At 56.7% G+C, this 18646-nt stretch carries 22 protein-coding genes; 4 read left to right on the forward strand and 18 right to left on the reverse strand.

Annotated elements, in window-relative coordinates:
• Positions 1 to 72: 72 nt before the first annotated feature.
• Genes AAER43_RS18080 through AAER43_RS18090 form a run of 3 tightly spaced genes read right to left on the reverse strand, consistent with a single transcriptional unit; the run spans position 73 to position 2324 of the window.
• Positions 73 to 294, reverse strand: a complete 222-nt coding sequence (locus AAER43_RS18080; RefSeq protein ID WP_003862116.1) for a non-oxidative hydroxyarylic acid decarboxylases subunit D — start codon at positions 292 to 294, stop codon at positions 73 to 75.
• A 10-nt stretch (positions 295 to 304) separates the two neighbouring features.
• Complete coding sequence (locus tag AAER43_RS18085; protein WP_050862115.1) at positions 305 to 1732, reverse strand: non-oxidative hydroxyarylic acid decarboxylases subunit C; 1428 nt, start codon at positions 1730 to 1732, stop codon at positions 305 to 307.
• Complete coding sequence (locus AAER43_RS18090) at positions 1722 to 2324, reverse strand: non-oxidative hydroxyarylic acid decarboxylases subunit B (RefSeq protein ID WP_014885021.1); 603 nt, start codon at positions 2322 to 2324, stop codon at positions 1722 to 1724. Before AAER43_RS18090 ends, AAER43_RS18085 begins: the two co-directional genes overlap by 11 nt.
• A 172-nt stretch (positions 2325 to 2496) precedes the next feature.
• Between AAER43_RS18090 and AAER43_RS18095 the strand changes: the two genes are divergently transcribed.
• Complete coding sequence (locus AAER43_RS18095; RefSeq protein WP_023331181.1) at positions 2497 to 2904, forward strand: MarR family transcriptional regulator; 408 nt, start codon at positions 2497 to 2499, stop codon at positions 2902 to 2904.
• Here AAER43_RS18095 and AAER43_RS18100 read toward each other — a convergent pair.
• Positions 2901 to 3788, reverse strand: a complete 888-nt coding sequence (locus AAER43_RS18100; protein ID WP_050862117.1) for a LysR family transcriptional regulator — start codon at positions 3786 to 3788, stop codon at positions 2901 to 2903. The genes AAER43_RS18095 and AAER43_RS18100 overlap by 4 nt on opposite strands.
• Positions 3789 to 3896: 108 nt before the next feature.
• Here AAER43_RS18100 and AAER43_RS18105 point away from each other — a divergent pair, with 108 nt between their 5' ends.
• Complete coding sequence (locus AAER43_RS18105; protein ID WP_050862118.1) at positions 3897 to 5105, forward strand: MFS transporter; 1209 nt, start codon at positions 3897 to 3899, stop codon at positions 5103 to 5105.
• Positions 5102 to 5479, forward strand: a complete 378-nt coding sequence (locus AAER43_RS18110) for a DUF4440 domain-containing protein (protein ID WP_050862120.1) — start codon at positions 5102 to 5104, stop codon at positions 5477 to 5479. The genes AAER43_RS18105 and AAER43_RS18110 overlap by 4 nt, the downstream gene beginning before the upstream one ends.
• A 52-nt stretch (positions 5480 to 5531) precedes the next feature.
• Here AAER43_RS18110 and rpoS read toward each other — a convergent pair whose 3' ends face one another.
• The 13 genes from rpoS to cysG form a co-directional block, all read right to left on the reverse strand.
• Positions 5532 to 6524: an RNA polymerase sigma factor RpoS gene (rpoS, locus tag AAER43_RS18115; RefSeq protein ID WP_008499600.1), complete on the reverse strand. Its 993-nt coding sequence runs from the start codon at positions 6522 to 6524 to the stop codon at positions 5532 to 5534.
• Between the two features lie 59 nt (positions 6525 to 6583).
• Positions 6584 to 7708, reverse strand: a complete 1125-nt coding sequence (gene nlpD / locus AAER43_RS18120) for a murein hydrolase activator NlpD (protein WP_023338754.1) — start codon at positions 7706 to 7708, stop codon at positions 6584 to 6586.
• A 116-nt stretch (positions 7709 to 7824) separates the two neighbouring features.
• Positions 7825 to 8451, reverse strand: coding sequence for a protein-L-isoaspartate(D-aspartate) O-methyltransferase (locus tag AAER43_RS18125; RefSeq protein ID WP_014885027.1), 627 nt, complete (start codon positions 8449 to 8451; stop codon positions 7825 to 7827).
• The gene (gene surE, locus AAER43_RS18130) at positions 8445 to 9206 is read right to left on the reverse strand and encodes a 5'/3'-nucleotidase SurE (RefSeq protein ID WP_014885028.1); all 762 of its coding nucleotides are present in this window, start codon (positions 9204 to 9206) and stop codon (positions 8445 to 8447) included. Before surE ends, AAER43_RS18125 begins: the two co-directional genes overlap by 7 nt.
• Positions 9187 to 10236, reverse strand: a complete 1050-nt coding sequence (gene truD, locus AAER43_RS18135) for a tRNA pseudouridine(13) synthase TruD (protein ID WP_050862122.1) — start codon at positions 10234 to 10236, stop codon at positions 9187 to 9189. Before truD ends, surE begins: the two co-directional genes overlap by 20 nt.
• Complete coding sequence (ispF, locus tag AAER43_RS18140; protein ID WP_006811766.1) at positions 10233 to 10712, reverse strand: 2-C-methyl-D-erythritol 2,4-cyclodiphosphate synthase; 480 nt, start codon at positions 10710 to 10712, stop codon at positions 10233 to 10235. Before ispF ends, truD begins: the two co-directional genes overlap by 4 nt.
• Positions 10712 to 11422 carry a 2-C-methyl-D-erythritol 4-phosphate cytidylyltransferase gene (gene ispD / locus AAER43_RS18145; RefSeq protein ID WP_023331187.1) on the reverse strand — a complete coding sequence of 237 codons (711 nt, stop codon included), beginning with the start codon at positions 11420 to 11422 and terminating at the stop codon, positions 10712 to 10714. The genes ispF and ispD overlap by 1 nt, the downstream gene beginning before the upstream one ends.
• A 19-nt stretch (positions 11423 to 11441) precedes the next feature.
• The gene (gene ftsB, locus AAER43_RS18150; RefSeq protein WP_008499609.1) at positions 11442 to 11753 is read right to left on the reverse strand and encodes a cell division protein FtsB; all 312 of its coding nucleotides are present in this window, start codon (positions 11751 to 11753) and stop codon (positions 11442 to 11444) included.
• A 79-nt stretch (positions 11754 to 11832) separates the two neighbouring features.
• Complete coding sequence (locus tag AAER43_RS18155; protein WP_014885031.1) at positions 11833 to 12159, reverse strand: DUF3561 family protein; 327 nt, start codon at positions 12157 to 12159, stop codon at positions 11833 to 11835.
• Between the two features lie 58 nt (positions 12160 to 12217).
• Complete coding sequence (gene cysC, locus AAER43_RS18160) at positions 12218 to 12823, reverse strand: adenylyl-sulfate kinase (RefSeq protein WP_014885032.1); 606 nt, start codon at positions 12821 to 12823, stop codon at positions 12218 to 12220.
• Positions 12823 to 14247: a sulfate adenylyltransferase subunit CysN gene (cysN, locus tag AAER43_RS18165; RefSeq protein WP_014885033.1), complete on the reverse strand. Its 1425-nt coding sequence runs from the start codon at positions 14245 to 14247 to the stop codon at positions 12823 to 12825. Before cysN ends, cysC begins: the two co-directional genes overlap by 1 nt.
• 9 nt (positions 14248 to 14256) lie before the next feature.
• Positions 14257 to 15165, reverse strand: coding sequence for a sulfate adenylyltransferase subunit CysD (cysD, locus tag AAER43_RS18170; RefSeq protein WP_008499613.1), 909 nt, complete (start codon positions 15163 to 15165; stop codon positions 14257 to 14259).
• 9 nt (positions 15166 to 15174) lie between these two features.
• Positions 15175 to 16524 carry a siroheme synthase CysG gene (gene cysG, locus AAER43_RS18175; RefSeq protein ID WP_162184522.1) on the reverse strand — a complete coding sequence of 450 codons (1350 nt, stop codon included), beginning with the start codon at positions 16522 to 16524 and terminating at the stop codon, positions 15175 to 15177.
• A 246-nt stretch (positions 16525 to 16770) separates the two neighbouring features.
• On the opposite strand from cysG, the gene AAER43_RS18180 reads away from it, so the two are divergent.
• On the forward strand, positions 16771 to 17814 hold the full coding sequence (locus AAER43_RS18180; RefSeq protein ID WP_014885035.1) for an aminopeptidase: 1044 nt from the start codon (positions 16771 to 16773) through the stop codon (positions 17812 to 17814).
• A 97-nt stretch (positions 17815 to 17911) separates the two neighbouring features.
• Here AAER43_RS18180 and cysH read toward each other — a convergent pair whose 3' ends face one another.
• Complete coding sequence (gene cysH, locus AAER43_RS18185; protein WP_023337698.1) at positions 17912 to 18646, reverse strand: phosphoadenosine phosphosulfate reductase; 735 nt, start codon at positions 18644 to 18646, stop codon at positions 17912 to 17914.

Raw genomic sequence — 18646 nt, forward strand, 5'->3', positions numbered from 1 at the left:
CCGGTGGCGCTGCGCTTACCGGGCCTACGGGTTTTGTAGGCCGGGTAAGGCGAAGCCGCCACCCGGCTTTTTTTACAGCAGCGGCGGGATCGTCGGCACCTGCGGTGCCTCGTCAATATCCTTCTGCGTCATACGAAACGCTTCCGGATAATGTTCACGGCTGGTGCGGCGCAGCGGCTCGGTATCGCGCCAGGTATAGAGACAATGCTGGCACTGATAAACCGTCCAGACCCCCTTCACGGGTGATGTCGCCATCACTTCAATATGTTCATCGGCACAACGTGGACAAATCATCTTTTCCTCCTTATTGACGTGCTGCCAGCATCGCGGTCAGTTTTTCAGCCCAGGCTTTGGTCTCAGACAGATCCTGTACCGGCTGGCTATAGTGGCCTCGGGTGTCCGGGGCGACAGGCGTCGTCGCATCAATAATCAGTTTGTCGGTAATGCCTGCCGGGCTGGAGCCAGGGTCGAGTTCAAGCACCGACATGTTCGGCAGTTGAACCAGATCGCCTGCCGGGTTGACCTTCGATGACAGCGCCCACATCACCTGCGGGAGGTTGAACGGGTCAACATCTTCATCCACCATAATCACCATCTTCACGTAGCCCAGGCCATGCGGCGTAGTCATGGCACGCAAACCGACCGCGCGGGCAAAACCGCCGTAACGCTTTTTGGTGGAGATAATCGCCAGCAAACCGTGGGTGTACATCGCGTTCACCGCCTGCACTTCCGGGAATTCGGCTTTCAGCTGCTGGTATAACGGCACGCAGGTGGCTGGGCCCATCAGATAGTCAATTTCGGTCCACGGCATACCGAGGTACAGGGATTCGAAAATCGGTTTCGTGCGATAAGAAACTTTATCAATACGTACCACCGTCATATTACGGCCACCGGAATAGTGCCCTGTAAACTCTCCAAACGGCCCTTCGATTTCACGTTTACGACCTTCAATCACCCCTTCCAGGATCACTTCAGAGCCCCACGGTACATCGAAGCCGGTCAACGGTGCGGTGGCAATCGGGTATGGACTTTCGCGCAGGGCACCCGCCATCTCATATTCTGACTGATCGTATTTCAGCGGCGTCGCGCCCATCAGGGTGATGATCGGATCGTTGCCGAGAGTAATTGCAATCGGCAGATCTTCCCCACGCTCTTCCGCTTTATGCAGATGCAGGGCGATATCGTGCATCGGCACCGGCTGTAGGCCGAGCTTGCGCTTACCTTTCACCTCCATGCGATAAATGCCGACGTTCTGCTTGCCGAAGTTATCCGGGTCAAGCGGATCGCGCGAAACAACGCACGCTTTGTCGAGATAAAAACCACCGTCTCCGTCATTCAGGCGAAACAGCGGCAGGATGTCGAACAGGTTGATGTCTTCACCGTCCACCGTATTCTCAGCCCAGGCCGGATTGGCGCGGCGCTCCGGTGCGATGGGGAATTTATCCCAGCGGCGGATAAACTCGTCGATCTGTTTTTTTACCGGGGTATTCGCAGGCAGCCCCATCGAAATGGCGTGGTTCTGCCAGGAGCCGATGGTGTTCATCACCACGCGGGCATCGGTAAACCCGCGAATATTGTCAAACCACAGCGCGGGCGCACCGTCGCCAATGCGACCGGTGGCGTTGGCTGCCGCCGCCAGATCCGGCTCCGCATTCACCTCTTCCTCAATTTTCAGCAGTTGCCCTTGCTCATCGAGTGCCTGCAGAAAGCTTCTCAAATCATCAAATGCCATTTTTATTCTCCTGTGAAAAATCTTTCGCCTCCCGCAGCCCATTCCAGCGGCGTGCCTTTTTATGCTCCAGACCAAACTGGTCGAGCACGCGGGTCACGATATGCTGGGTGATGTCATCGGCGGTCTGCGGATGGTTGTAATACGCAGGCATGGGCGGCACCATCGCCACGCCCATTCGGGACAGCGCCAGCATGTTCTCCAGATGGATGGTGCTGAGCGGCGTTTCGCGGGGAACCAGCACCAGCTTGCGCCCCTCTTTCAACACCACATCCGCCGCACGGCCCACCAGCCCTTCGGCGTAGCCTGCGCGGATCCCCGCCAGCGTTTTCATGCTGCAGGGAATAACGATCATGCCGTCGGTACGAAACGACCCGGAGGAGATAGTGGCGGCCTGGTCAGCCGGGCTGTGGACAACGTCAGCCAGCGCAGCAACGTCCTGCGCGGTGTAAGGCGTTTCCAGCTCGATGGTGGTTTTAGCCCACTTCGACATCACCAGATGCGTTTCCACCTCAGGCATCTCCCGCAGCGCCTGCAGCAGCGCCACGCCCAGCGGAGCCCCCGTCGCCCCCGTCATTCCCACGATCAATCTCATTCATCACCTCAATTAATTTGTTCGTGTACGAACATTATAGGTAAACTACTCCCGGATCGTTTTTCTGACAAGATCGTTCGCATACGATCACACTAATTGCTAAAAAATGCCGCGTTATCATCCCGGGCTTTAGCGGCTATCATAGGGGGAGATTTTTTCCGTCGGAGTGTTCATGGAACTAAGACAAGAGGCGTTCCACCTGTTACGTCAGCTTTTTCAACAGCATACCGCGCAGTGGCAACATGCCTTACCGGAGCTGACCAAGCCGCAGTATGCGGTTATGCGCTCTGTTGCCGAGCATCCGGGCATTGAACAGGTGGCATTGACCGAAGTGGCAGTCAGTACGAAAGCGACCCTGGCGGAAATGCTGAGCCGCATGGAGGCGCGCGGGTTGGTCAAACGCGAGCATGACCCCGCCGATAAGCGCCGCCGGTTTGTCTTCCTGACACCAGAAGGCGAAGCCCTGCTTGAAGGCTGCAAGCCTGTAAGCAATGAAGTAGATGAGGCATTTTTAGGGCGCCTGAGTCAGGCCGAACGGGAGCAGTTCTCCGCGCTTATCAAGAAAATGATGCACGATTAATTCACGCTGGCGCGCATAAAATCAATAAAGGTGCGTACTTTCGCCGGCACGTGCCGGGCATCCGGATAAACCGCGTAAATGCCCTGCCGCGCGAAGGTATATTCCGGTAAAACCGGCAGCAGTTTTCCCGTATCCAGCGCATCGCGCACCAGCCATTCCGGCAGTAATGCCACTCCACCTCCGGCAAGTGCAAAGGCCATAAGAGCCTGCGCACTGTCGGCAAACAGGCGCGGCGCTTTTTTTATCTCCAGCGTGTCGGGCAAACCACCGGCATTTTTCACCTGCCAGCGCAGCGGCGAGGTTAAGCGCTCGTGGATAATCCAGTCCGCATGGGCAAGCTGCGCCAGCGATGCGATCGGATGAGTACCGAGCCACTCGGGTGTCGCAACGGGCAGGATCGAAAAGTGTGCGATCAATGCAGCGTGATAGCGTGAATCGGTAAGCGTTCCCAGTCGGATAGCCACATCAAAGCGCTCTGAGATAAGGTCGGCATGCAGTGACGACGAAACATGACGCACGCGAAGATCCGGGTGCTGCTGGCTGAACCTTGCCAGCATCGGCACCACGACCTGTGAGCCATACTCAGGCGTGGTCGTGATCCGCAACTCCCCGGTGAGCCCGGCATGATTCGCGCGGACATCATCCTGCAACTGTTCTGCATCCTTCAGAAGCGCGACGCTGCGTTGATGAAAAAGAGTACCCGCGTCGGTTAACGTCAGGCGGCGGGTGGATCGCAGCAACAGGGTAACGCCCAGTTCGGCTTCGAGCTGACGAATATTGAAGCTGACCACGGCTTTTGTCAGCCCCATCGCCTCAGCTGCCGCAGTGAAACTGCCGGTGTCTGCCACCGCAACAAACATCTGCGTCCGCTGTAAGTTAATCATCATCACGCCTTTTACCGTCAAAATATTTTTGACAGTATATCGCGCTTTGTCTGGTTTATCCGTGCCTGGCGCGTCGATACGATACGCCTCCTCACGGGAGGAACCACCATGACCTATCGCAGCAAAGTCGCCGTTGTCTATCTGCTGGGCTTTTTTCTTGATTTGATTAACATGTTTATTGCCAGCGTCGCTTTTCCGGCAATGGCTCACGCCTTTCACGCCACGCCTTCAGCACTTGCCTGGGTCAGTAACGGGTACATTGCTGGTCTGACGTTGGTGATCCCGTTTAGCAGCGTGCTCACGCGCCGAATTGGACCGAAGCGCGTCATCCTGCTCTCGCTTTTTCTGTTCAGCGCTGCCTCTGCTGCGGCAGGCTTGTCTGCCACGCTGGAAAGCCTGATTGCCTGGCGAGTGTTGCAGGGGGTGGGAGGAGGCTTATTGATTCCCGTTGGACAGGCGTTGACCTGGCAACAGTTTAAGCCTCACGAGCGAGCCAGACTCTCCTCAGCGGTTATGCTGGTCGCACTGCTTGCCCCCGCCTGCTCCCCTGCTATGGGAGGCGTGCTGGTGCAAACGCTAAGCTGGCGATGGATATTTTTCGCCACGCTCCCGGTTGCCATCGTGACCTTTGTTCTGGGCTGTTTGTGGCTTAAACACGAACAGCCCGCGATGAAAGCAAGCCGGCTGCTAAACCTGCCTTTACTTGCGGACCCGCTTTTGCGTTTTTCCATGCTGGTCTATGTCTGTGTACCAGGCATATTTATTGGTGTGAACGTCACGGGTATGTATTACCTTCAGAGCGAGGCCAATATGACACCCGGCGCAACGGGAATGCTGATGTTGCCGTGGTCTGTGGCATCGTTTGTCGCTATCACGGCAACGGGACGCTATTTTAACCGTATTGGTCCTCGTCCCCTTGTCGTCACAGGCTGTCTGCTCCAGGCGCTGGGCGTTCTGCTTTTACTGAGCGTCGGTCCGGCCAGCACAGCGCTGTTACCCACCCTTGCGTTTGTGTTGATGGGTGCAGGGGGAAGTCTTTGCAGCAGCACGGCTCAGAGCAGCGCTTTTCTGACAACGCGCCGGGAAGATATGCCGGATGCCAGTGCGCTGTGGAATCTTAATCGTCAGTTGAGTTTTTTTGTGGGAACCCTGCTGCTGGCGCAGGTCCTCAACCTTACGCAGGCCTGGCTACCCCCGCTCGCCGCGTGGCACGGGATGTTTATTTTTGCCGCAGGCATGACCTTACTGCCTGTACTGTACGTTTTTCGTCTTAACAATACGCAGGTGCTCACCCAGCTGCGACAGGAGAATTCATGACGCCTTTCGAACACGAGATTATCGAGCTCCACATTGCACTTGAAAACTGGCTAGGCAAAGGCGAAGGCGATTCCGACGCCCTGCTCGCCCGTTTTCGGTCTGATTTTCTGATGATCCCACCCGGTGGGGTCCATATAGACTACAACGGGCTTGTTCGTTTTCTGGATAACCAGCGAGGAAGTCGTCCTGGGCTTAAGATCGTCATTGACGAATTATCGACGCGACAGAGCTGGGATGATGGCGCGGTGCTTCACTATCGGGAGACGCAAACCCGCCCGGATCACCCCATCAACGTGCGCTGGTCAACCGCAGTGCTGAATCAGGAAGATGACAGGATCACATGGCGTCTGCTGCACGAAACGGCGCTGCCATAGCACAAAAGAAAAAGGCCCGTCTCACGACGGGCCTTTTTTGACGAAAGGTTGCTTATTCGCGGAACAGCGCTTCGATATTCAGACCTTGCCCCTGCAGGATTTCACGCAGGCGGCGCAGACCTTCAACCTGAATCTGACGAACACGTTCACGAGTCAGACCAATTTCGCGGCCAACATCTTCCAGTGTCGCAGCTTCATACCCCAGTAAACCGAAACGACGTGCCAGCACTTCACGCTGTTTGGCGTTCAGTTCGAACAGCCATTTGACGATGCTCTGTTTCATGTCATCGTCCTGCGTGGTGTCTTCCGGACCGTTGTCTTTTTCATCGGCCAGGATGTCCAGCAGCGCTTTTTCGGAGTCGCCACCCAGCGGGGTGTCAACGGAGGTAATGCGCTCGTTGAGACGCAGCATACGGCTTACGTCATCAACCGGTTTATCGAGTTGTTCGGCAATTTCTTCTGCGCTTGGCTCGTGGTCCAGTTTATGGGACAACTCGCGCGCGGTACGCAGATACACGTTCAACTCTTTGACGATGTGGATCGGCAGGCGGATCGTACGGGTCTGGTTCATAATAGCCCGTTCGATGGTCTGACGAATCCACCAGGTCGCGTAGGTTGAGAAACGGAACCCGCGTTCCGGGTCAAACTTCTCAACTGCGCGGATGAGACCTAAGTTGCCCTCTTCAATCAGATCCAGCAGAGCCAGACCACGATTGCCGTAACGGCGGGCAATTTTCACGACCAGTCGCAGGTTACTTTCGATCATGCGACGACGCGAGGCAACATCACCACGCAAAGCACGACGTGCGAAATAGACTTCTTCTTCGGCCGTTAGCAGTGGGGAGTAACCAATCTCCCCAAGGTAAAGCTGAGTCGCGTCCAGTACACGCTGTGTGGCGCCCTGCGATAACAGCTCTTCTTCAGCCAAATCGTTATCACTGGGTTCCTCTTCTACTAAGGCTTTTTCGTCAAAAGCCTCTACTCCGTTCTCATCAAATTCCGCATCTTCATTTAAATCATGAACTTTCAGCGTATTCTGACTCATAAGGTGGCTCCTACCCGTGATCCCTGAACGAGACACCCTAGCTGGCATGCCCCGTCAAATTATCGCTGCGGCAAATACTGCAGCGGGTTTACGGATTTCCCCTTGTAACGAATTTCAAAATGCAAGCGTGTAGAACTGGTTCCGGTGCTACCCATGGTAGCGATTTTTTGCCCCGCCTTAACTTCTTGTTGTTCCCGGACCAGCATTGTGTCGTTATGGGCGTAGGCACTCAGGTAATCATCATTGTGTTTGATGATGATAAGATTACCGTAACCGCGCAGAGCATTACCGGCATACACAACGCGTCCGTCTGCGGTCGCGATGATAGCCTGTCCTTTACTGCCTGCGATATCGATCCCTTTGTTCCCACCCTCAGAAGTGGCGAAGTTTTCGATAATCTTGCCGTCAGTTGGCCAGCGCCAGGTCGTGATTGACGAACTGGCATTCTGACTGCTTGCAGTCGGTTCAGTAGAGCTAACCACAGGTGCCGTAACCGGTGCTGTGACAGTAGTCGCAGTCCCTTTATTATTCGGCAACATTTTGTTAGCAGTCTGATCACCTGAATCCTCAGAATACGTAATTACAGGTTGTGAAGCAACCACCGTGGTGGATTTTTGTGCAGGCTTAACGCTGTTATTTTGTGCGGTCACATCGGCCGCTGAAACCGTGTTGCCAGGCGTCAGTGGCGTACCCGTTGCGTTGCCCACCTGGAGCGTTTGCCCAACCTCCAGACCATACGGGGCCTGGACGTTGTTACGCTGTGCGAGGTCACGGAAATCGTTCCCGGTGATCCAGGCAATATAGAACAGCGTATCGCCGCGTTTCACGGTATAGGTGCTGCCGCCGGTATAGCTGCCTTTCGGAATGTTCCCATACTGACGGTTATACACTATGCGGCCATTTTGGGTCTGAACAGGCTGTTCAACTGGCTGAATCTGTGTTGGCTGCGTCATCGGGCGCTGAACTGGCTGGATTGACGGATTTTGTTGCGCCGTAGCAGTTCCCATTTTAGGCGGAGGCGTGATCAACATTCCGCTGGACGTGTTACCCGAGCCGCTGTTTCCGCCGACGGAACTGACGGGCGCAGGCGCATTGTTAGAACTTGTACAGCCAGCCAGCCAGAGCGAAACCAGTGATAATGCCGCAACACGGCTGATGGTGAATTTAGGGCTTCCCGCGCTCATTTATCCCCCAGGAATGTGTTAACTACCAGTGACTTAAAATTTACCGTGATGGCACGAATCTTTCGCGCCACACCATACGCTGAATTTGCCTTAATAACCCTGGATAAATCCGAGTCTCAGGCCAACTCCCCCTTTACCAGAGGCACAAAGCGCACGGCTTCCACGGTGTCGATAATAAACTCGCCGCCACGTCGACGAACGCGCTTCAGGAGCTGCTGCTCATCGCCGACTGGCAGAACAAGAATGCCCCCCTCATCCAGCTGCGACAACAGGGCTGCAGGAATTTCAGGCGGGGCTGCCGTCACGATGATGGCGTCGAACGGGGCGCGAGCCTGCCAACCCTGCCATCCATCACCGTGTCGTGTCGAAACATTATGTAAATCGAGTTGTTTCAGGCGACGACGCGCCTGCCACTGTAAACCTTTAATCCGCTCAACGGAGCAGACATGGTGCACCAGATGCGCCAGGATCGCGGTCTGATAACCCGAGCCGGTGCCAATCTCCAGCACGCGCGAATTGGGCGTGAGCTCAAGCAGCTCCGTCATGCGCGCCACCATGTAAGGCTGCGAAATCGTCTGGCCTTGCCCAATAGGCAGCGCCACGTTTTCCCACGCTTTGTGTTCAAACGCCTCGTCTACAAATTTCTCACGCGGAACCTGGGCAAGCGCTTCAAGCACATGCTCGTCGCGGATCCCCTGTGCGCGAAGTTGTTCCAGAAGAGTTTGTACACGTTTGCTTACCATTGCGCGTTCACTCCTGCGCGATCCAGCCAGCCCGACACCACATCTTGCGCACTATACGCCGTTAAATCTACGTGCAGTGGCGTAACGGAAACATAGCCTTCATCCACGGCGGCAAAGTCGGTATCCGGACCCGCATCGCACTTATCGCCAGGAGGGCCGATCCAGTAAAGCGTGTTGCCGCGAGGATCCTGCTGCGGGATCACCTGATCGGCCGGATGACGGCTGCCGCACCGTGTGACGCGAATGCCTTTAATTTCATCCAGCGGGAGATCCGGCACGTTGATGTTCAGAATACGCCCGGTACGCAGCGGCTCGCGGCCGAGCGCCCGCAGGATCGAGCAGGTCACCGCAGCGGCGGTGTCGTAGTGCGTGTGGCCGTTTAACGAAACCGCCAGCGCCGGGAACCCCAGATGACGACCTTCCATTGCGGCCGCCACGGTACCGGAGTAAATCACGTCGTCGCCGAGGTTCGGCCCGGCATTAATACCGGAGACAACAATATCCGGACGCGGTCGCATCAGGGCATTCACGCCCAGAAAGACGCAGTCGGTCGGTGTGCCCATCTGAACGGCAATATCGCCATTTTCAAAGGTAAAGGTGCGAAGCGACGACTCCAGGGTCAGTGAGTTAGACGCTCCACTGCGGTTACGATCGGGCGCCACAACCTGCACATCCGCAAATTCACGGAGGTGCTTCGCCAGGGTCTGAATGCCTGGCGCGTGGATCCCGTCATCGTTACTCAGCAATATTCGCATAATCACCCGAGGTGTTGATAAGTTCCCTGACAACGCTGGTGGCAAAGCTACCGGCCGGCAGCCAGAAGCGTAACTCGACGGTGACGTCATCCCACCAGTTCCAGCTTAGCTGCTGCGGGTAGAGCAGCATCGCGCGGCGTGCTGCTTCGACTTTTTCCCGCACCAGCAAAGATTGTAATGCCTGCGCATCGGCGACAGCCGTCTGCTCAGCGCTCAGCGCGTCGCCCTGCGTCCCCCACTCACCGGAGCCGGGTAACGCGGCGGTAATCATCAGCGATTTCGCGTCCACGCGCGACTGCACATCGGCCATTTCGTCGGCCGTTGCCACAAACCAGCTTCCGCGTCCCGCTAATTGTAGCGCATCGCCAACAACAACTTGATTCGCGTCCGGTTTTTTCAGCCTTTCGCTCACAATCTGATTAAACAACGCACTGCGGGCCGCCGACAACCAAAAACTGCGCTTATTCCTGTCGCGCACCGGCGCATCGCTTTGTGCCCAGCGCAACGCGCCCTGCAGGTTACTGCCGCCAATGCCAAAGCGCTGGGCGCCAAAGTAGTTCGGTACGCCGCGTTCATTGATGGCGTTGAGGCGTTTTTCAACGTCTGTACGGTCGGACACTTCACGCAATACCAGCGTAAACGCATTGCCTTTCAACGCCCCCAGGCGCAGTTTGCGCTTGTGACGGGCGTATTCCAGCACTTTACAGCCTTCCAGCTCAAACTGGCTTAAATCAGGCATCGTATTGCCGGGAACGCGCGCGCACAGCCACTGTTCGGTGACGGCGTGTTTATCTTTCTGTCCGGCGAAGCTCACCTCGCGGGCATGAATTTTGAGGAATTTTGCCAGCGCATCGGCCACAAACCGGGTATTGCAGCCGTTTTTAAGAATTCGTACCAGGATATGTTCGCCTTCACCGTCCGGCTCAAACCCCAAATCCTCAACCACCACGAAATCTTCAGGGCTGGCCTTCAGCATGCCAGAACCCAGCGGTTTACCGTGCAGATAAGTCAGGTTATCGAAGTCCGTCATTTGGCGGCCTTCACCAGCAGCGCCACAGCTTCACAGGCAATGCCCTCGCCGCGACCGGTAAAGCCCAGCTTCTCGGTGGTGGTGGCTTTGACGTTCACGTCGTCCATGTGACAGCCCAGATCCTCAGCAATAAACACGCGCATCTGCGGTATATGCGGCAGCATTTTCGGCGCCTGAGCGATGATCGTCACGTCGACGTTGCCCAGCGTATAGCCTTTGGCCTGAATGCGGCGCCAGGCTTCGCGCAGCAGTTCGCGGCTGTCTGCCCCCTTAAACGCCGGATCGGTGTCCGGGAACAGCTTGCCGATATCCCCCAGCGCAGCGGCACCCAGCAGGGCGTCGGTCAGCGCATGCAACGCCACGTCGCCATCAGAATGCGCCAGCAGACCTTTTTCGTAAGGAATACGTACGCCGCCAATGATAATTGGGCCTTCTCCGCCAAAGGCGTGTACATCAAAACCGTGTCCAATTCGCATTATGCCTTCTCCTGATGGGTCGAACGGGTAAGATAAAATTCCGCGAGCTGTAAATCTTCCGGGCGCGTCACTTTTATATTATCAGCGCGTCCTTCAACCAGTTCGGGATGAAAACCGCAATACTCCAGCGCGGAGGCTTCATCCGTGATGGTCGCCCCTTCTTTAAGCGCACGCGTTAAGCAGTCGTGGAGTAATTCGCGGGGGAAAAATTGTGGCGTCAGCGCGTGCCAGAGATCGACGCGCTCAACGGTGTGGGCGATAGCCTGCTTGCCAGGCTCGGCGCGCTTCATGGTGTCACGCACCGGAGCGGCCAGGATGCCCCCCACTTTACTGGTTTCACTCAGCGCCAGCAGGCGCGCCAGATCTTCCTGATGCAGACACGGACGTGCGGCGTCGTGCACCAGCACCCACGGCGCGTCTCCGGCAGCCTGAATGCCCGCCAGCACGGAATCGGCGCGCTCGGCGCCGCCGTCAACAACGGTAATCTGTGGATGGTTTGCCAGCGGTAGCTGCGCAAAACGCGCATCGCCGGGGCTGATGACAATGATCGCTCGCGTCACCCGAGGGTGCGCCAGCAGCGCCGCCACGGCGTGCTCAAGGATCGTTTTATCACCAATTGAAAGGTACTGCTTGGGACACTCTGTTTGCATGCGCCGGCCAAAACCTGCGGCCGGCACCACGGCACAGACGTCCGAAAAAGTTGCTGCCATGTCGTAATCCTGGGCCTGATTATCGATTATTTTGTGCTGAGCCCTGATTGCGTTTAGACGCATCCGGAACCAGACGATAAAAGGTTTCGCCCGGCTTAGTCATACTGAGTTCATTGCGTGCGCGTTCCTCAATCGCCTCCTGTCCGCCATTGAGGTCATCAATTTCAGCAAAGAGTTGATCGTTACGCGCCTTAAGTTTGGCGTTTGTTGCCTGCTGAGCCGCGACGTCATCGCTCACCCGGCTGTAGTCGTGCAGTCCGTTCTTACCGAACCACAACGAGTATTGCAGCCAAATCAGCAAAGCCAGCAACAGCAGCGTTAGTTTACCCATCCTGCCCCCTGAAAAAACGGCTTCATCATCCCATAACTTTCCGCTGGACTCTACTCTGGGGTTTTAATTATGCCGCAAGTTAACCCATCAGCCATAAAAATAGCAGCCCAAATATGATGACTACGGCGGCGATAGTGAACACGGCACTATACAGGAGCCTGCCATTGAACAGGGAGTGCAACGCAATGCCGACGACAACCGCGACGGGCATTAGCGCCAGGAAGAAAGGCCAGGTGTAGAGGAAGAAGAACAGCGTATTGCCGCCATACATAAGAAACGGGATGCCAAGCGCCAGCAACCAGGAGACGAAGCCAATAATGGCCCCGGGAAATGACCAGGTCGTTTCGTCGTCGGTCGCGAGCGGCTCCGACCCGGTGGTGATAATGTAGTTTTCACTGTTGCGCATAGCTAATCCTGTGACCGTGACTCATCGTTCGGAAAGACAGCTCCCGAACGATACCGCCTCAGGATCTGATAATATCGTCCCGTCTGAGCAGGTCTAATAATTGGCTTACTAAATTTGTTACCAATTGTTGACCTTCCAGGTGAATCTCAGGCGATTCAGGCGCTTCGTAAACCGCGTCAATTCCGGTGAAGTTGCGCAGTTCGCCGGCACGCGCTTTTTTGTACAGCCCTTTCGGGTCGCGAGCTTCGCAGACCGCCAGTGGCGTATCGACAAACACTTCGATAAAGCGATCCTGCCCCACGCGCTCACGCACCATCTGGCGCTCAGCACGATGCGGCGAGATAAACGCCGTTAACACCACCAGCCCCGCATCCGCCATCAGGCTGGCGACTTCTCCCACCCGGCGAATATTCTCTTTGCGGTCGTCGTCGCTGAAGCCTAAATCGCTGCACAGACCATGACGGACATTATCCCCGTCCAGCAGGTAGGTGCTCACGCCCCTCTGATGCAGCGCCTCTTCCAGCGCGCCCGCTACCGTGGATTTACCGGAGCCAGACAGCCCGGTAAACCACAGCACAACCCCACGATGTCCGTGGAGTTGCTCACGCTGCGCGACGGTGACCGGATGAGGATGCCAGACGACGTTCTCATCATGTGCGGCCATTATTTGCCTCCCAGCAGATCGCGGGCGCCCCAGTGCGGGAAGTGCTTACGCACCAGCGCGTTCAGCTCTAGTTCGAAGGCGCTGAATTCAGAGGCGACGGTCGCCTGCTCGTTTGGCTCACGAACCATCCCCGCGCCGACGGTGACGTTAGTCAGACGGTCGATAAAGATCAGGCCGCCCGTTACCGGGTTCTGCTGATACGGATCCAGCACCAGCGGCTCATCGAAAGTCAGATCCACCAGGCCAATACCGTTCAGCGGCAGCTCGCTCACGTCACGCTGGGTGAGATTGTTGATGTCCACCTGGAACTGAATGCCGTCCACGCGGGCGCGAGTTTTCTTGCCCGCAATTTTGATGTCGTAGCTCTGGCCTGCGGTCAGCGGCTGTTCCGCCATCCAGACCACATCCACAGACGCGCCCTGCACTGCTGCCAGCGTTTCCTGCGCGTCGACCAGCAGATCGCCCCGGCTGATATCAATCTCGTCTTTCAGCACCAGGGTGACCGCCTCCCCTGCCCCGGCTTCCTGGAGGTCGCCGTCGAACGTCACGATGCGCGCGATTGCCGATTCTACGCCGGAGGGCAGCACTTTGACACGCTGTCCCACCTTCACGGAGCCGGAGGCAATCGTGCCGGAGAAGCCGCGGAAATCGAGATTTGGACGGTTAACGTACTGCACCGGGAAGCGCATCGGCTGGGTATCAACCACGCGCTGAATTTCAACGGTCTCCAGCACTTCCAGCAGCGTCGGGCCGCTGTACCACGGCATATTCGCACTCTGGGAGGCGACGTTATCGCCTTCCAGCGCGGAAAGCGGCACGAAGCGGATATCCAGATTACCCGGCAGCTGTTCGGCAAAGGTCAGGTAACTCTGGCGGATCTCCTCAAATTTCTCTTCGCTGAAGTTCACCAGATCCATCTTGTTGACCGCCACGACCAGGTGTTTGATCCCCAACAGCGTGGAGATAAAGCTGTGACGACGGGTTTGATCCAGCACGCCTTTACGGGCGTCGATCAGCAGGATCGCCAGGTCGCAGGTCGACGCGCCGGTCGCCATATTACGGGTATACTGCTCGTGCCCCGGGGTGTCGGCGATAATAAATTTGCGCTTCTCCGTTGAGAAATAGCGATAGGCCACGTCAATGGTGATGCCCTGCTCGCGCTCCGCCTGCAAACCATCCACCAGCAGCGCCAGGTCGAGTTTTTCACCCTGGGTACCATGACGTTTGCTGTCGTTGTGCAGAGAAGAGAGCTGATCTTCGTAAATCTGGCGTGTATCGTGCAACAGGCGACCAATCAGGGTACTTTTCCCGTCATCCACGCTGCCGCAGGTCAGAAAACGCAGCAGACTTTTGTGTTGTTGCGCGTGCAGATACGCTTCCACGCCGCCTTCGTTGGCAATTTGTTGAGCAATAGTGGTGTTCATGGCGGCTCCTTAGAAATAACCCTGACGTTTCTTCAGCTCCATGGAGCCTGCCTGGTCGCGGTCAATCACGCGCCCCTGTCGCTCACTGGTGGTCGACACCAGCATCTCTTCAATGATCTCCGGCAGCGTCTGCGCGTTGGATTCCACCGCGCCGGTCAGCGGCCAGCAGCCGAGGGTACGGAAACGCACCATCTGTTTTTTGATGACTTCGCCCGGCTGCAGGTCGATGCGATCGTCGTCGATCATCATCAGCATGCCGTCGCGCTCGAGCACCGGACGCTCAGCCGCCAGATACAGCGGAACGATCTCGATATTTTCCAGATAGATGTACTGCCAGATATCCAGCTCGGTCCAGTTGGAGAGCGGGAAAACGCGGATGCTTTCGCCTTTGTTGATCTGGCCGTTGTAGTTGTGCCACAGCTCAGGGCGCTGGTTTTTCGGATCCCAGCGGTGGAAACGATCGCGGAAAGAGTAGATACGCTCTTTAGCACGAGACTTCTCTTCGTCACGGCGCGCGCCGCCGAAGGCGGCATCAAAGCCGTATTTGTTCAGCGCCTGCTTCAGCCCTTCGGTTTTCATGATATCCGTATGTTTGGCGCTGCCGTGCACGAAGGGGTTAATGCCCATCGCCACCCCTTCCGGGTTTTTATGCACCAGCAGCTCGCAGCCGTAAGCTTTTGCGGTACGGTCGCGGAATTCGTACATTTCGCGGAATTTCCAGCCGGTATCGACGTGCAGCAGCGGGAACGGCAGCGTACCCGGATAAAACGCTTTACGCGCCAGATGCAGCATGACGCTGGAATCTTTACCGATGGAGTACATCATCACCGGGTTAGAAAATTCGGCTGCCACTTCGCGGATAATATGGATACTTTCCGCTTCGAGCTGCCGCAGGTGAGTAAGTCGTTTTTGGTCCATAACCGTTCCTTAAGCCAGATTCACCACAGAGGAACCAAACCCCTCTGAGTCTGTAGTATGTTGAAACCAGGCGAGCGTACTGTGCAGCTGTACCACTTCCCCCACCACGATCAGGGCGGGCATCGGGGCATCTTTCGCCAGGTCTGCAAGTTCGAGTAATGTGCCGATAGCAACATGCTGATCGACGCGGGTGCCGCGAGAAATCACGGCAACGGGCGTCGCTGCCTCGCGACCGTGCTGAATCAGCTGTTCGCTGATGTCTGCGGCTTTCATCGTGCCCATGTATATCGCCAGCGTTTGCCGGCTCTGGGCGAGATGCGACCAGTCAAACGGCGTGCTGTCGGCCTTGTAGTGCCCGGTCACAAACGTGACGCTCTGCGCATAATCGCGATGGGTCAGCGGAATACCGGCATAGGCCGTTACTGCTGATGCCGCCGTAATGCCAGGCACCACCTGGAACGGTACGCCCGCTTCGGCTGCCGCCTGCAACTCTTCTCCGCCTCGTCCGAAGATAAACGGATCGCCCCCTTTCAGACGCACCACGGTTTTGCCCGCTTTGGCGGCAGCAATCAGCATCTGATTGGTGTCGTGCTGCGGCACAGAGTGCTCGCCTGCACGTTTGCCGACGCAGATCTGCTCCGCGTCGCGACGGATCAGCTCGCGCACGCCGTCGGTGACCAGATGGTCGTAGAACACCACGTCCGCGTCCTGCAGCACCTGCAGGCCACGCAGCGTCAGAAGCCCGGCATCGCCCGGCCCTGCGCCCACCAGAATGATCTCCCCGTTCGTACTGCCAGGGTTATCCAGTTCGTCTTCGAGAATTTTCTGCGCCGCCGTCTCATTGCCGGCCTGCATCAGGCTGGCAAAGCGGCCGCGAAACACCCGCTCCCAGAAGCGACGACGTTCCGCCACGCTGGTCAGCCGGGTCTTCAGATGGTTACGCCAGTAGCTGGCTGTCTCCGCCATGCGCCCGAGGCTTGTCGGCAGCAGTGCTTCGATTTTTTCCCGCAGCACGCGCGCCAGCACCGGAGCGGTACCGCCGGAGGAGATCGCCACCAGAAGCGGCGAACGGTCAACGATCGACGGGAAGATAAACGAGCATAACGGCTGGTCGTCCACCACGTTCACCAGACGGTAACGGGCCTGAGCGGCGTCGGAAACACGACGGTTCAGGTCGCGATCTTCGGTCGCCGCTATTACCAGCACTACGCTGTCGATTTGTGATTCGTCAAAATCCGCTTCTGCCACTACCCGCACCTGCGCCCCCGCACGTTGCAAAAACGCGATTTTGCGATCGGCAATTTCACCCGTGCCAACAACCAGCACCGGTTTCTCTTTAATCGCGGCAAATAAGGGCAGATAGTCCACAGGCAACAACTCACTAACAACGAGGAATAGAGGGACTATAGGGGGCGGCTTAGACCGAATGAAATTACGAATTGGAATGAGTAGTTACTCAATGGAATAACGATGTGAAAAAGTTAATATCAAAAAGTGCTTAACACGCGAATTTTCGGGCATTTAAGAGCAATTCAAATTGTGTCTGGACGATCACAGTTTCATACTAGGCCAGTTAAAATTTTGCTCTGTTTTTAAGGACTCACTATGTTTTCCGCAACGCGCCACTGTGTTGCTGCCCTGGCGCTAGGCGTTTGCTTTATTCTTCCGGCTCAGGCAAAAAATCAACCCTATGGTGAAATCGCCACTCAGCAGGCGCGGCATATTGCCACCGTTTTCCCTGGCCGCATGACCGGTTCACCTGCGGAAATGCTCTCTGCTGACTATATTCGCCAGCAATTTGCTGATATGGGTTACCAGAGCGATATCCGGTCGTTTCACAGCCGCTATATCTATACCTCGCGCAATAAAACACAAAACTGGCACAACGTGACCGGCAGTACGGTTATTGCGGCTCACGAAGGTCGCGCGGCGGAACAGATTATTATCATGGCGCATCTCGATACTTACGCACCGCTCAGCGATGCCGACACCGATAACAACCTCGGCGGGCTGACGCTGCAGGGCATGGACGATAACGCAGCGGGTCTTGGCGTGATGCTCGAACTGGCCGAGCGAATGAAGAACATTCCGACGCAATATGGCATTCGTTTCGTTGCCACCAGCGGTGAAGAGGAGGGTAAGCTCGGCGCTGAGAATCTCCTTAAACGCATGAGCGCTGAAGAGAAGAAAAATACGCTGCTGGTAATTAACCTCGATAACCTGATTGTCGGCGATAAACTGTATTTCAACAGCGGGCAGAGTACACCGGGTAGCGTGCGTAAACTGACGCGTGACCGGGCGCTCGCCATTGCCCGCAGCCACGGGGTGTATGCCGCCAGCAACCCGGGCGGCAATCCAAATTATCCGCGAGGAACGGGCTGCTGCAACGACGGCGAAGTGTTCGATAAAGCGGGCATTCCGGTCCTGTACGTGGAAGCAACCAACTGGGCGCTGGGGAAAAAAGATGGCTACCAGCAACGGGGAAAATCGAAAGCCTTTCCGGACGGGACAAGCTGGCATAACGTGATGCTGGATAATCAGCAGCATATTGATAGCGCCCTGCCGCAGCGCATTGAACACCGCAGCCGGGACGTGGTGAAAGTGATGCTGCCGCTGGTGAAGGAGCTGGCGAAGGCGGGGAAAGGCTGAGGTCGTTAAGCCCGGTGGCGGCTACGCCTTACCGGGCCTACGTATCGATCGAGCCTTTGTAGGCCCGGTAAGCGCAGCGCCACCGGGCGAAATAACATTACCCTTCGTGTAACCCGCACTCGCGCTTCAGCCCAAAGAATCGCGTCTCTTCTTCCGCCATTCCCGGTTCCCATTTGCGCGTGGTGTGGGTGTCTCCAACTGACAGGTAGCCCTGGTCCCACAGCGGATGGTACTTCAGCCCGTGCTTTTGCAGGTACTGGTACACCGTCCTGTTATCCCAGTCGATAATCGGCAGCACCTTAAAGACTCCGCGCTGAACCGCCAGCACCGGCAGCGTGGCACGGCTGCCGGATTGCTCACGGCGCAACCCTGCAAACCACGTCTGCGCGTTAAGCTCTTTCAGTGCCCGGTTCATCGGCTCGACTTTGTTGATCTCATTGTATTTCTCAATGCCCTCAACGCCCTGCTCCCACAGCTTGCCGTAGCGTGCCTCCTGCCAGGCCGCGCTTTCCGTCGCGCGGTAGATTTTCAGGTTCAGCCTGAGCTTGTCCGTCAGCTCGTCAATAAACTGGTAGGTTTCCGGGAACAGGTAACCGGTGTCGGTGAGGATCACCGGAATGTCCGGACGGATCTGATTCACCAGATGCAAACTCACCGCCGCCTGAATACCAAAGCTCGACGAAAGCACATAGTCTCCCGGCAGGTTTTCCAGCGCCCAGGCCACGCGCCCTTCGGCGTCGAGCTTTTCCAGTTGGGCGTTGGTTTCTGCCAGTGCCAGAATGCGTTCGACTTTTGGCAGTTCGTTAAGGGCGTTTAGATCGAGTACGGACAT

Source organism: Enterobacter sp. FUJ80071 (genome assembly GCF_038739915.1).
Classification (GTDB): Bacteria; Pseudomonadota; Gammaproteobacteria; order Enterobacterales; family Enterobacteriaceae; genus Enterobacter; species Enterobacter kobei.